Genomic DNA, 12485 nt, shown 5'->3' with positions numbered 1-12485 from the left:
AGTTGGCTGCCCGGCTCCTGTCCGGCCAATGGTCCCGCCCCCCAGACCCGCACCGCCGGTGCCAAAGCCGCCCGGCTTCGCACCCTGCTCGGCCGCCAGCGCTCCACGCCCCAGCAGGCCGTCGACAACCACTGTTCCGGCCAGACCGCCGGAAAAAACGCAAAGCGACACCGTGGCGGCAAAAGCCGCAAAACCAACCCGACTGCTACGCATGAGCCCCCTCGAAGCGAATCAACTTGCCGTCAAAAACACGACGCATCCTAACGTCGCACAACCTACTTCGTGCAACCGTTTTGTGACGCCAACAACAAAAATGTGAGCATGTGACAGGTATATTAGAAAGGACTCAGAGAGCACGTGTAAAAATTGTGGACAGAACCATGGCGCGAACTTTGGCCCGTGGCGTCGAAGCGTCGCTTCTATAGGATCAGCCCGGTAAGTGGGCGGGTCCTTTCATGAAGCATTCCAAATCGTATTGCCTGCTGGCCATCGCGCTGCTTTCCGGTTGCAGCTCGACAGATTCCATCAACGACGTCTTCTCCGTCAAACTGAATGAACTGGACGCCCGGGGAAAACCTCTTCCGGTATCGCATGGTACGTCTCACAGCTTCGCTGCGTCCACGTCAGGGGCAGACGTTTTCAGTGGCGCGTCGCAGGTCGGTACCGGCAGCTTCCTCTCGTCACAGCCAGCAATATCTACTGGCAAGACGGCAAAAGGCGGCGAAGGCTACAACCTCAATCTCGTCAACGCGCCGATAGCCGCGGCAGCAAAAAGCGTGCTCGGCGACACGTTGGGAGCCAACTACGTCATCGACTCGCGGGTAAATGGAATGGTGACGCTTCAAACCGCGACACCTGTTTCGCGCGACGCGCTTGTCGAGATTTTCGAAGCCGCCCTGGCCGTCAATGGAGCAGTTATCACCAAGCAAAACGGCAACTATCAGATTGTCCCGGTCTCTGAGGCTTTCTCGTCCACTCCTGAGATTGCAACTGCATCAAGTCCGATAAGCGGTCCCGGGATAAAGGTGCAGGCGATCGAGCTAAAATACGTAGCGGCGGCCGAAATGAAAGGGATTCTCGATCCCATCAGCAGGCCGGGGTCGATCCTGCGGATCGACGACAACCGCAACATCATCGTGCTCGCAGGCACCAGCAGTGACCTCGCGGCGATGCGGAATGCCATCGGTATTTTTGACGTCGACTGGATGAAGGGAATGTCGGTGGCCCTTCACCCTTTGAAGGCGTCACAGTCGGCCGCGGTTGCCAAAGAACTCACTTCGATCTTCGCGGCCGAGGACGGGCCGGGCACCAAGATCATTCGCTTCATTCCCAACGAGCGCCTGAACGCAGTCCTCGTCATCACTTCGCGGCCTGCCTATCTGTCGCGGGCAACCGCATGGATCGCTAAACTGGACAGGCTCGCCAGCACCAACGAAGAGCGACTTTTCGTCTACAACATTCAAAACAGACCCGCGAAAGAGCTTGCGCAGGTTCTGCAATCCGTTCTTAAGGAGCGCCACTCCACGGGTACTGAGCAGATCCAGATTGATAATCCGATTGCGCCGGACCTCGAGCCCGCGACAATCGCCACGGCCTATAACGATCAACGGCCCCGCCAGGCGTCGCAAAGCGATCCGAACGCCCAACCCAGCACACCCTCAACGGGGTCGCGCGCACCCAGGACGTCAGTGGTTGCCGACATCGAAAACAACGCCCTCCTGATCTCCACGACTGCCCGGGAATACGAACGGGTCGAGAAACTTCTTCGCCAACTCGATGTCGTGCCAACACAGGTCATGCTGGAGGCCGTCATCGCCGAGGTGACCCTGGGGGACGAGCTCAAGTTCGGTCTTCGCTGGTTTTTCGAAAGTGGCCGTTCCGGCGTCGGCTTTTCCGATCTCGCAAGCGGCGGGACCGCAGCGAGCTTTCCGGCGCTTGCCTGGAGCTATGCCACCAAGGACATCCGCGTGACATTGAATGCGCTCTCCAGTGTGACCGACGTCAACGTCGTTTCCGCGCCAACGCTGATGGCGCTCAACAACCAGAAAGCCATTCTCCAGATCGGCGACCAGGTCCCCATCGTGACACGCCAGTCTCGCAGCATAGACGATGCCGGCGCACCGGTGGTCAACTCAGTCGAGATGAAGGACACGGGCATCATTCTGACCGTCGTGCCGCGCATCAACACCTCCGGAAAGATCATGCTGGATATCCAGCAGGAGGTGAGCGATGTGGTGAAGACCACCTCGTCCGGTATCGATTCGCCGACGATCCAGCAGCGCAAGGTCTCGACACGCGTGGTCGTGAACGACAATGAAAGCCTGGCACTCGGTGGGTTGATCCAGCAGAAGAACGATTTGATCCGTACGCAGGTCCCGATCCTCGGTGATATCCCTCTTCTGGGGAACGCATTCAAGAGCAAGACCGACACCATCAAGAAAACCGAACTGATCATCTTCATCAAGCCGCGGATTGTCAGGGACGTCAACGAGGCACGAAACGTGACGGAAGAATTCAGGCAGCAGCTTGATTTTTCGTCGGACATTAAAAAGCGCCGCGGCGGATCAAGCAAACTCGAACAAGATATCAAGCGCCTGAACTATTGAGCTCCTCCGTGACACTCATCCTGACAGCTGTTCTGATCATCTGCTTCGGCATCATTTGCTTTGTCGATTTCCGCTGGTTGGTCATCCCCAACTCGGTGAACGTCGCGCTCCTGCTCGCCGGTTTGACGTTTCGGCTTCAACAGGGATGGGTCGAGACGATGACGGCTTGCGCATTTGCGCCGCTGGTAGCGCTTCTGATGTGGACGATCCGTCACGTACATTTCAGGCTTACCGGCCGTGTCGGTCTGGGCCTTGGGGATGTCAAGCTGGCGGGCGGGGCCGCCGTCTGGTTCAGCCCGTGGATGTTCCCGATCTTCCTTTTCCTGGCGTCTTCTCTGGCGCTCATTTTTCTGCTGGTCACCATCCTCGCCAGAAAAGGCCTCTCGACGGGGAAGGTACCCTTCGGGCCATTCCTGGCCGGGTCTTTGATTATCACCTGGAACCTCGAACCTTTATTGGGATCTTTCATCGGACAAGTTTCATGATCAAATTCAGGCCCATTCGTAAACCTGCCATCCGGCGCCACGCTGCTGTCGAAGGCTTCACGCTCGTCGAGCTTCTGGTGGTCCTGGCGATTATCGGCTTGATTGCCGCGCTCGCCACTCCCCAGGTCCTGCGCTATCTGGAGTCGGCCAAGGTCGATACGACAAAGGCGCAGATCAGGAATTTCGAGAGCGCGCTCGAGCTCTACTATATCGACACCGGGCGCTATCCAACTACGGAAGAAGGTCTTGTCGCCCTGGCCACGCGTCCGACCAATGCGGCGACCTGGAACGGCCCCTACATCAAGAATGCGGGCGTCTTTGCCGACCCGTGGAGCAGTCCTTATCAATACCGAAGCCCAGCGGAAGACAAACCGTTTCAGATCCTGTCCTTAGGGCGGGATCGCAAGATGGGCGGGAGCGGCCAGGACGCCGACCTTGCTGGAAACTGATCACCGGCCGACATCGATGATCGCGATGTTTTCAACCGCAATCTCGCGACCGGATCTCATGGCCACGAGGTTTATCTTCAGCGCGGAGGGCAGCGCGTCGCGCTTGGTCCAGACATCGACCCATCGCGGGGCCTCCTGTCCCGATGAACCAAGGTAGGTGAATTTGACCGATTTCAAGGCCGGGACGATGGTGAACTCCTCGCCCCGAGGCGCGGAAAACAGCCTTCGCGGAACGTTCCGTTGGATGAGATCGAGCCCGCTCCCGCTCTGGCGGGCCACAATCTCGACATCACGCAACGATGACCGCTGATTGCCGACCATGGTAACCGCGACTAGCTTGAAGCTTTGCGCATCGCCCGAAAAGACGACTTTTTTTGCCGGATCGTCGGTGATCGGTGCCAGCCGACGGGCCTGCCCAAGCAGAGCCTGCAGGTAGGTGCTGGCTGCTTCGATCTCCATCTCGGCGTCGTTGACTTCAGCGATATTCTGCATCGGGCGAAGCTGGCCGATCGCCGCTATCATGAGGCCGGACAGCAGCGCTGTAATGCAGAGCGTGACCAGCATTTCGGGGAGAGTGAACCCCTCGACCTGCGATACACGGTGCTCTCTTGCCGGCATTTGTCTGTTACTCACTGAAGGTTCAAGGGAATGGGACTGAAGTAGACGAACTTATGGGGCATGCCGGATCGCGTGAAAACTGTCACAACTGCAAACGCAGCCCCCCTTTCTCCCGCCTGCCTGGATTGGACGGGCGCGATCCGGATAGTCCAGCGCCATGCACCACTTGCACCTTCCTCATTCCGACCGGCTTGGATAACACGCGGAACGGTCTCGATCCGTAATCTTTCCGCGATCCTGATCACCTCCTGACGATCCTGCGAGGCCGAGAGGCTTTTCGTGGCGATAGCGATCGTTTGCGCTGAGACGGCGAGCGCGGTCGACAGGATCAGGAACGCGATCAGCGTCTCCAGCAGCGTAAAGCCATCGCGACTATTATCGAGGGTCACGTGATGCCGCCTCGGTCAGTGTGGCAACGCCCGTCAGCCAGTTGATGAACAAGCCGGCCTCGGGTGCATCGCCTGAGTGAAAGCGGATCGTACCCCCGGTCGCACTGCCATTCGGGTAGAAAGTGATATTTCCCTGCTCTCCCGTGGTTCGATTGTCGCGGCCAATCGTGGCTGAAAAGGCGATCTCCGCGGGCACCACGATGGCGGCGACTTTGGCATCCGATCGAATGGTGCCACTGGTTGTTCCAAGGAACAGGGATTTCGGAGCGCCGGTCTTGAGAGCGGCCAGCCGCGTCGACTGTGCCATATGAAGCACCTGCCGCGCGAGACTGTGCGGGGTTACTCTCGTTAAAGCTCGGTAGGATGGAACGGCCAGTGAAGAGAGAATGCCGATGATCGCCAGAACAACCAGCATTTCCGTCAGGCTGAAGCCTGAGATCTTGTCGCTGGGTGCGATACCGTGTCTGGTCATTGAACGCTCAGTTCATTGATGCCGAGCAACGCCGTCATCACCGAGACCACCAACCCGCCGATCAGGATACCGAGGAATATCGTGATGAGGGGCGTCATCAATGCGAGCAAGCGGTCGGTGAGCCGTTGAGCATCGGAGCGCAACACGCCCGCGGCGTTTTCCAGCACAGTCGGCAGCTTGTTGACCTCGTCACCGATCGCCACCAGCGACACGATACCCCGCGGAAAGAGCCCGCAGGCCTTGAAAGCCTCGGGCAGCCGTTTTCCCGAGAGCACCGCGTCGCGCATGGAAAGCAGCTTCTCCCGAAAGGCCACCGCGGGGCAGCAGCGGGCGGAAAGCGCAAGGGCGTCCGGCAGTGGAACCGCGTTGTCGAGGAGCAACGAAAGGCTTTGCAGATAGCGGGCAAGCGCGGATTGGGAAATGGCCCGCCCCAGGAATGGAAGCTTGAGCACCACCCCCGCGAAAGCGGTTCGCATGGCGGAGGGACGTAGAATGGCAAACGTAGCGATGCACATGATGCCGGCAAATATTGCCAAAAGTGCCACAGGATCGCCCAGCGTTCCCCGCACGCCTGAAAGCAGAGCAACGATGAAGGGCGGATTGCGGCCGGAGCTCTCGAAGATCGGCTCCAGCGTCGGCACCAGAACGAACGTGACCACGCCTAAAGCAAGGAACATCATCGCCAGCAGAAATAGCGGATAAACAGACGCGTCGATAAGCTGCTTGCGCTGCACATCACGCTTTTCGAGATCAGCAGCGACGATCTTCATCACGTAAGGCAGTCGTGCGCTGTGTTCCCCGCTTGAAATCAACGCGAGCGCGTCTTCTGGAAGACCATTCAGGCTGGACAGGGCGACCGAGGGGGTGGCGCCGGATGAAAGCCTTTCGATCATTGTCCCGATAATCTGCCGGTCTCCGGTTCGAGACGCAGCGTCCTGCATAGCCCGCAGCGCCTGATCAACCCCCAGGCCGGCATTCATCAAGACTGAAAGATCGGCAAAAAAACGGGTTCTGTTGAAGCTGCGGCCAAAACGGATCGCCGATGCGGCTTGCGGCTTTTCCGATCCAGTCGGGGCGGCCTTCAGATCCGAGACGGAAAGCCCATCCGCTCTAAGCCTGCGACGCGCATCGGCAAGATCGATGGCATCGATCTGCCCCTTCTGTTGCCTGCCCTCCGGACTGAATGCCGTGTAGGAAAACCTCAACATTCAGCGATCTTCCAGCTCGACGACCCTGACAGCTTCGGCAAGCGTCGTCTTGCCCTCGGCGGCCAATAGGAAAGCATGGTCGCGCATCAACATCATGCCTTCCTGTCTGGCTATCGTTTCGATTTCTTCCTGGCCTACGCCCTGTACCACCGCTTGGCGAACCCGCTCGGACATCTGCAAAACCTCGAATGTCGCCCGGCGGCCTTTGAACCCGGTTCCCGCGCAGACGAAACAGCCGGTTTTATCCACCCACTCCCGGCACTGATCACAACATTTTCTCAACAGGCGCTGGCCGATCACCCCCCGCATGGTCGCGTCGATCAAAAACGGCTCAATGCCCATGTCCCGCAAACGGCTGAAGGCGCCGATTGCGCTGTTGGTATGAAGGGTCGAAAGAACAAGGTGGCCGGTCAGCGCCGCCTGGATCGCGATTTCAGCGGTCTCCCGATCACGGATTTCACCGACGAGGATAATATCGGGATCCTGGCGCAGGACCGATCTCAATGCAGAGGCGAACGTCAACCCGATGGCCGGATCGATCTGCAACTGAGTGACACCCTTCATGCGGTATTCGACCGGGTCCTCCACCGTGAAAATCTTCACTTCCGGACGATTGAGTTCGGCGAGGATCGAATAGAGGGTCGTGGTCTTGCCGGAGCCGGTCGGACCCGTCACGAGTACCATGCCGTTGGGCTTGGCCGTGATGTTCCTGATCTTTTCGGCCGAGGCGGCATCATAGCCAAGGGTCCCGAGCTCCAGACGTACCGTCTCGCGATCGAGGATACGAAGCACGACTGTTTCGCCATGGATCGAAGGAACGACAGAAAGCCGAAAGTCGATTTCCTGACCGCGCACCGACAGTCGAAGTCGACCGTCCTGCGGCAATCGGCGCTCGGCAATATTGAGTCTGGCGAGGATTTTAAGACGGCTGACCACACCAGCATGCAAAGCCTGCGAGACGTTTTCCACATGGGTCAGCATTCCGTCGCGACGAAACCGGACACCCATGGAATTGGCTTCAGGCTCTATGTGTATATCCGTCGCCTTTTCGTCGACGGCTTTCTGGATGATCCTGGTGACGAACTTCACGACGGGTGCATCCCGCGCGATATCCTGCAGCCGTTCGAGATCCACATCGGCGAGGGCGTCAAGACCTTCGACAGCCCCAACCGGTTCCGATGCTTGCCGTATCTCCCTGATGAAATCGTCAATGGCGCTTCGTGGCGTTACCTCCACTCGAACCGGAAGCTCGAAGAAGTAGCTGACGGCCCGGATGGTGTCCGCGTCGAAGGGATTGGCGACTGTGAGCAGCAGATCACCATTGTCGGCAATCCGAGGAACGATCGCCTTGTCCGCCGCGAAGTCCAGGCCGAGGCGTTCGATGAGCTCATTGTTTTGTGCGGCGGAGAGCTTCGTTACCGACCCGACCTGCAGGTAGCTGGCCAGTTCGGTGGCAATTGCTACCTCGGCTAAGATCCCCAATTCTCGAATGATGACATCGACCGCCTGACCCGTCTTTCGTTCTGCGGCTCTGGCGCGGTTGGCTGCCTCCACCGAAATGCGCTCGGAGGATTCCAGAAAGGTCAAGAATGCCTGAGGGGACGCCGAAGAGGAGATCATGCGAGCACCTCATTCAGCAAGCGGGAGACATCATCGTTCAGCACTGAGGCGCAACTTCCCATGTTCTTCGGCACAGGAGGCTTCGGGCCTACCCCAATACTCGCAACTTTCCGACTTGCGCCGCTGCGAGTTGCGGCTGAAAAAATCTCGGCGGACCCTGCCCATTCGTCCGCGTGGAAGAGCACTGTCTCGATCGTGTAAAACATCGACGCGCTCCCTGCTTCCTGCGATCGGGTGAGAACGGCTCGCCCCTCCTGCACCGAAAAGACCCGGCCCAGATCGGTTAGGGCGAACCCGCGAAGCGCCATGAGGTCGTGTAGCTCCGAGATGTCTTCGAACGGTGCGTGTTTCGGCCCGGCGTCGATTCCACCCTCGCCACTGTCGCCGGTGCCCGGCGACCTAAAACGCATGACCCTTCGTGCTGTATCCTCCGCTTCGATACCCGCCAATCCAACTCCCTTGAAGCCAGCAGCCAGCAAAGGCTCCTCTGCTGTATTCAGATTGATGAGACGCGCGTGCGGCACGATCGCGATCCTCACGGAGATACCATTGATAACGCATCCCGATTCAAGAAGGCGTGCGCCGTCGACTCCACCCCGCCAGCGAGGATCGGCGCCGATGCGCCAGGCAATGTAATCATTGATAGCCTGAGCGGTGTTACCGAGCCGCGCCTGATTGTATTCGTGTCCGACCGTCAACGCCTTGAGCCTGGAAGAGGCGGCGAACGGCGCCAGAACCATGGCGAATAATAAGATGAAGCCCAGCACTGCCAGAAGTGCAAAGCCGCCATCATTGGGGCCCTTTTGTCCTTCAATTCGCGCCATCTGCACCTTTCGTTCCGCTGTCATAGAGCGAAAACAGGGCACTGGACGTACCGGCAGTGAGCGACATCCGATCAGCTTCGATGGAAACAATCGTCCATCCCAGAACCATCTCTCCCTCACCGAACCAATCCACCGTTTTCTCGTCTGTCACGATGAGGGCGGAAAACTTGCCGCTGACCGTCCTCGTCCCCTTCAATCTGATGGACGGTGGCGGCGGCGCCACGGGTGGAGCCTCCGCGACGACCGGCGCAAGAGGCTTGGGGGGTGTAGGCGGTGGAACGAAATCGCGTCGCGTCGGGCTGAAGACCGGGCGGGCAAGCGTGTCCGGCAAGTTCAAATCCGTAAGTGTTGCCGGCCGGCTCTTGTCTCCGGGTGCCGCCACAGGGGCTTTCCCTGGCTGTCCAACCGCAAGCGGCGAGATATCTATACTCATTCCGGAAATCGCGGCATTGAGACCGGCAAGGCAGAGCAATGTGGAGACCAGAAAAAACAGGGTTAGCCATCGTCGATCGACCGATCTCAGCATGTCACGGCTTCCCCTTCTCGGGTAAAACCGCCGCCGGGTTGACCGCACCGTAGACTGTGACCTGCCCGGCAAGTTCAAGAGGTCCCGATAGCACTCCCTGCGAGACCCTGTTGGTTCCGCGGATCGACGCCTGACGTATGATCAACGGTGGTTCGGAGGTTTCGAGCTGGCGGACGACTTCATGAAAAGCTTTCAAACTGCCTGCCATATCCGCGCGCACGCCCACATAGGCTGCGCCATTGAACTCGGTCTGTGACGTGCCGCTGATTGACGCAATCGTCGCTCCCGATGAGCGCGCTATCGCATTGACCCGCTCCTGAAGCTTGGCCTGGATGGCGGGAAGGCTCTCGCCCTCAATGAATAGGGTACCAGCAGCAGGTCCCAAACTCGAGGTGCTCGCGTCGGCCAAGGGCCTGCGCGTAATGATCTCGTTCAGCCGAAAAAGCTCGACACGCATATCCGCGATGTCGTTGGCCTTGCTCGATAAAAAAGAGCCGAGGTAGACGACCGTGATGACAACGATGGTAGTCGCGAGACCCAGCATGCCCAGCGCCACGGAGCGCTGCACATAGCGTGGCGCATTCATCAAGGTGATCAACAACTCCGTCATGCAGGCTGCACCCGCAATCGGATCTCGAAGCGTTCGCCGGACTGACCGGGAATTCGCACGACCGGCGAGATGAAATTCGCCGCCGAAAAAAGCCCCGAAGCATCAAGCGTGGCGATAAGTGCTGCCGCTGACTGTGCCGCAAAACCGGTTATCGTCACAGCGTCTCCGTCGATCGCAATATCCGTGAGCCAGGCGTTATCGGGCAGAACCCGAGTCAGTTCCTCCCACACTCGGACGACTGGAACGGATTGCGCCTTGCCTTTCCGAGCCGCTTCAACGGCCGCGATGCTCTTCTGTTGCCGATCCAGGAGTGTTCGCACCTGGCGAGCTTCGGAGCGCTTGGCTTCCACCACGGTGATCAGCTCCTGCTGAGCTGCGGAATAACTGGAAAGGAGGTGGGCGTAGGTGGCACCGCTGGCGACAAGCACTAACGCAAACGCCGCGAGCAACCCGTTTCGCCAGTGTCGGATGTGATGGAAGGTCGGGTGAAGATGTTCGAGTACACGAGAGGGAAGCCAAATTACTTGGCCATCATCGACTATGCCCAGTTGATTGACCCGGGGCCGCATGGCGGCGATCTCGGCAAGTTTCGGATCAATCCTGTCCTTCTTTATGACGTAGAAGGAGGACACGGGATCAGGTTCCCGGTCCGGAGCGGGAAGGATGTAGACATCTGCAAGAGAAAAAGGCGTCTTCTCCGAAACCGTGGCACGAGCGACCTCCATCGATCGGTCGAAAGGGAGACGTTGCGTTGCCGCTTGGAACTTGAGTGCGGAACCGCCGTAGGTGGCAATTCCGATATCAGGCGCCTTTTGCCCGCTGGGCATCAGGGCTTTGTTTTGAATACCCGAGCCGTCATGGTCAAGCCCCTGCTCCCCTGGAGAGCCGCTCCCATGCAGTTTTCTTAGAACGCCAGACAATGCGTGTGGGCGAGAAATAACCTCGTCTCTCCACCAGCGGAAAAAATCTCTCAAGTCGCCACTGAAAGACACTGCGAATACCCTTGTTGGAAGTGGTCCCGAGGATAGCGCGCTACAGGCCAGCGTGCATGGGATTTGACTATTGTCCACAAGGATTCCGGTGCATCGCGGTCTGAGTTAACGAAAGCCGATTTTCTAAGGGGCTGCAAGGCAAGGGCTACGCAGCTGTTGAAATGGTCAATAACGGCTCCCACTCAAGAGGGGCGCTAACTAAGCCGAAAGAGAGAACGCCGCCGACGGATAAGACAGAGACAGAGTGCCCGTCCGGTTCAGTCCAGATGTGGAACCAATACAAAAAAAGGTTCTTCGAACGCATCGAATCTTTCAACAAAGTCCTTGGAGTATTCTATGCTTTTTTCAGCATAGTCTTGGCCCCCTTGATCTTCAAAATACCAATTTTCATATGTAGAAACATATTTTCCGTCAAAAAATATGTATACATCTCCTCCAGATACCGGGACTCCAATAAGGCTAAGCCGGTCTAGTGCATCTATTGCCTGACCCCGTGTTAAAGCCCAATTCCTTGTACCATAGTCCCCGAGCCAAATGCCTTGGCTTAGAATATCGACAATCGCGTTGTTCCACATCCTAAGCATTTCAGTCCCCTCTAAAGAAGCGATGATTGATCATACCATCGGGCTCCTTTATGAATTCGTAGGTCCCCGGCTTGCCATTGATTGCGCCGCGCACTTCCAACATATCTCTCGTCGTCCCATCTCTGCCGGTGATCGAGCGAACAGTTCCGGCACTTGCATTCTTTTCGATGAGACTAGGAAATCCGTGATAGACGTCAAGCTGCATTTGGTTGTTAACTTTCGTTGTATATTGGGTGCCGTTAAAGAAGGTCCCGGGGGCGGTTGGAGCCCTAACTGAAGGAGCCTCCATTTTCGCTGGAAGGCCACGTCCCGCTCCAATAAGCACATCTCCAAGCACATTTGCTCCTAGAGACTGCCCCATAGCTTGGCTTGGATTCGCGGCGGACACCGTCGGGAGCGCGTTCGTCCCTGTAGCCCAATTCACCAACCCTGCCACGCTGTTCCAGGCTCCGGCTGGCATGGAAGAGTACATTTCACCAAGATTGATGGGACCCCAATTACTTGGTCCTGTCTTGTCCCATTTGTCACGTTCATCAGCGCGCTCGATGGTGAGCGTAGCGTTGCGTTCTTCCTGTTTATCTACCTGTGACTGGGTGACGTCACTGCCACCGATGCCGTCCACAGGCCCGCCGGGATCATTTGCATCTGGTCCATAGCTATGCCCGTTCGGGTCACTCTTGTTGACTGGGTCGTTATCGGAATATGCGTATCGGTTTGTGCCGACGCCTTCCTTGGTGGGATCCCAGTCGTCGGGAGAGATGAAGCGTGCGTTGGCGGTTGAGGCGAACGGCGCGGCCAGCATGCTGCAGATGAAGAGCATGGTGAGGACGCGGGCAAGGAACGGCCGGACGAGAGAGCGCATCGAATGTTTCCGGGTGCGAGAGTTGGAACGGGGCGTGAAGGGCAGCTTTAATGGTGGCGAGCGGCCTTGTGTCGGCCGCTCGCCTGGGCGCTCTGACTACCTGCCGGATGCCGCTGGAGCCGTGCCGTTGGCGGATGTGGGAGATCCGGGTTTGGCGATGGCCGCCGGTTGAAGCCGGAGGATGGTCTTCGCCTGACGTTCGCCGTCCACGTCCATGTCGGCCTGGTCATCCTTTTCGAT

General features: G+C 58.2%; 14 protein-coding genes and 1 pseudogene. 3 read left to right on the top strand and 12 right to left on the bottom strand.

The features are described 5' to 3' along the window. Positions 1–213 (bottom strand): annotated as a pseudogene (locus MOV61_RS23335) (hypothetical protein); the annotation flags it as partial. Between the two features lie 242 nt (positions 214–455). Here MOV61_RS23335 and gspD point away from each other — a divergent pair. From gspD to gspG, 3 genes are read left to right on the top strand one after another with little or no spacing between them, the layout of a single operon-like run. Further along, positions 456–2606, top strand: a complete 2151-nt coding sequence (gene gspD, locus MOV61_RS23330) for a type II secretion system secretin GspD (RefSeq protein ID WP_247138284.1) — start codon at positions 456–458, stop codon at positions 2604–2606. An 8-nt stretch (positions 2607–2614) separates the two neighbouring features. Next, the gene (locus MOV61_RS23325) at positions 2615–3091 is read left to right on the top strand and encodes an A24 family peptidase (protein WP_247138283.1); all 477 of its coding nucleotides are present in this window, start codon (positions 2615–2617) and stop codon (positions 3089–3091) included. Further along, positions 3088–3540 carry a type II secretion system major pseudopilin GspG gene (gene gspG, locus MOV61_RS23320; RefSeq protein WP_247138282.1) on the top strand — a complete coding sequence of 151 codons (453 nt, stop codon included), beginning with the start codon at positions 3088–3090 and terminating at the stop codon, positions 3538–3540. The genes MOV61_RS23325 and gspG overlap by 4 nt, the downstream gene beginning before the upstream one ends. Here gspG and MOV61_RS23315 read toward each other — a convergent pair whose 3' ends face one another. From MOV61_RS23315 to MOV61_RS23265, 11 genes are all read right to left on the bottom strand, one after another. Then, complete coding sequence (locus MOV61_RS23315) at positions 3541–4158, bottom strand: prepilin-type N-terminal cleavage/methylation domain-containing protein (protein ID WP_247138281.1); 618 nt, start codon at positions 4156–4158, stop codon at positions 3541–3543. It lies immediately after the preceding gene. A gap of 11 nt (positions 4159–4169) precedes the next feature. Further along, positions 4170–4547: a prepilin-type N-terminal cleavage/methylation domain-containing protein gene (locus MOV61_RS23310; RefSeq protein ID WP_247138280.1), complete on the bottom strand. Its 378-nt coding sequence runs from the start codon at positions 4545–4547 to the stop codon at positions 4170–4172. Further along, positions 4534–5019: a prepilin-type N-terminal cleavage/methylation domain-containing protein gene (locus MOV61_RS23305; RefSeq protein WP_247138279.1), complete on the bottom strand. Its 486-nt coding sequence runs from the start codon at positions 5017–5019 to the stop codon at positions 4534–4536. Before MOV61_RS23305 ends, MOV61_RS23310 begins: the two co-directional genes overlap by 14 nt. Further along, positions 5016–6227 carry a type II secretion system F family protein gene (locus tag MOV61_RS23300; protein ID WP_258718971.1) on the bottom strand — a complete coding sequence of 404 codons (1212 nt, stop codon included), beginning with the start codon at positions 6225–6227 and terminating at the stop codon, positions 5016–5018. The genes MOV61_RS23305 and MOV61_RS23300 overlap by 4 nt, the downstream gene beginning before the upstream one ends. Next, on the bottom strand, positions 6228–7847 hold the full coding sequence (locus MOV61_RS23295) for a GspE/PulE family protein (RefSeq protein ID WP_247138278.1): 1620 nt from the start codon (positions 7845–7847) through the stop codon (positions 6228–6230). Beyond that, entirely contained in the window at positions 7844–8671 is an 828-nt protein-coding gene (locus tag MOV61_RS23290) for a hypothetical protein (RefSeq protein ID WP_247138277.1), read from the bottom strand. Before MOV61_RS23290 ends, MOV61_RS23295 begins: the two co-directional genes overlap by 4 nt. After that, a complete protein-coding gene (locus tag MOV61_RS23285) occupies positions 8658–9197 on the bottom strand; it encodes a hypothetical protein (RefSeq protein WP_247138276.1) in 540 nt (179 codons plus the stop codon). The genes MOV61_RS23290 and MOV61_RS23285 overlap by 14 nt, the downstream gene beginning before the upstream one ends. 1 nt (position 9198) lies before the next feature. Then, a complete protein-coding gene (gspM, locus tag MOV61_RS23280) occupies positions 9199–9807 on the bottom strand; it encodes a type II secretion system protein GspM (protein ID WP_247138275.1) in 609 nt (202 codons plus the stop codon). Then, positions 9804–10799, bottom strand: a complete 996-nt coding sequence (locus MOV61_RS30510; protein ID WP_247138274.1) for a PilN domain-containing protein — start codon at positions 10797–10799, stop codon at positions 9804–9806. Before MOV61_RS30510 ends, gspM begins: the two co-directional genes overlap by 4 nt. A 257-nt stretch (positions 10800–11056) precedes the next feature. Further along, complete coding sequence (locus MOV61_RS23270; RefSeq protein ID WP_247138273.1) at positions 11057–11383, bottom strand: Imm40 family immunity protein; 327 nt, start codon at positions 11381–11383, stop codon at positions 11057–11059. A gap of 1 nt (position 11384) precedes the next feature. Next, positions 11385–12245: an RHS repeat-associated core domain-containing protein gene (locus MOV61_RS23265; protein ID WP_247138272.1), complete on the bottom strand. Its 861-nt coding sequence runs from the start codon at positions 12243–12245 to the stop codon at positions 11385–11387. Positions 12246–12485 lie beyond the last annotated feature (240 nt).

The sequence above is a fragment of the Neorhizobium sp. BETTINA12A genome (assembly GCF_023006485.1).
Taxonomy (GTDB): Bacteria; Pseudomonadota; Alphaproteobacteria; order Rhizobiales; family Rhizobiaceae; genus Neorhizobium.
Note: the sequence above shows the minus strand (reverse complement) of the source record. Positions and strands in the feature narration are given on the sequence as shown.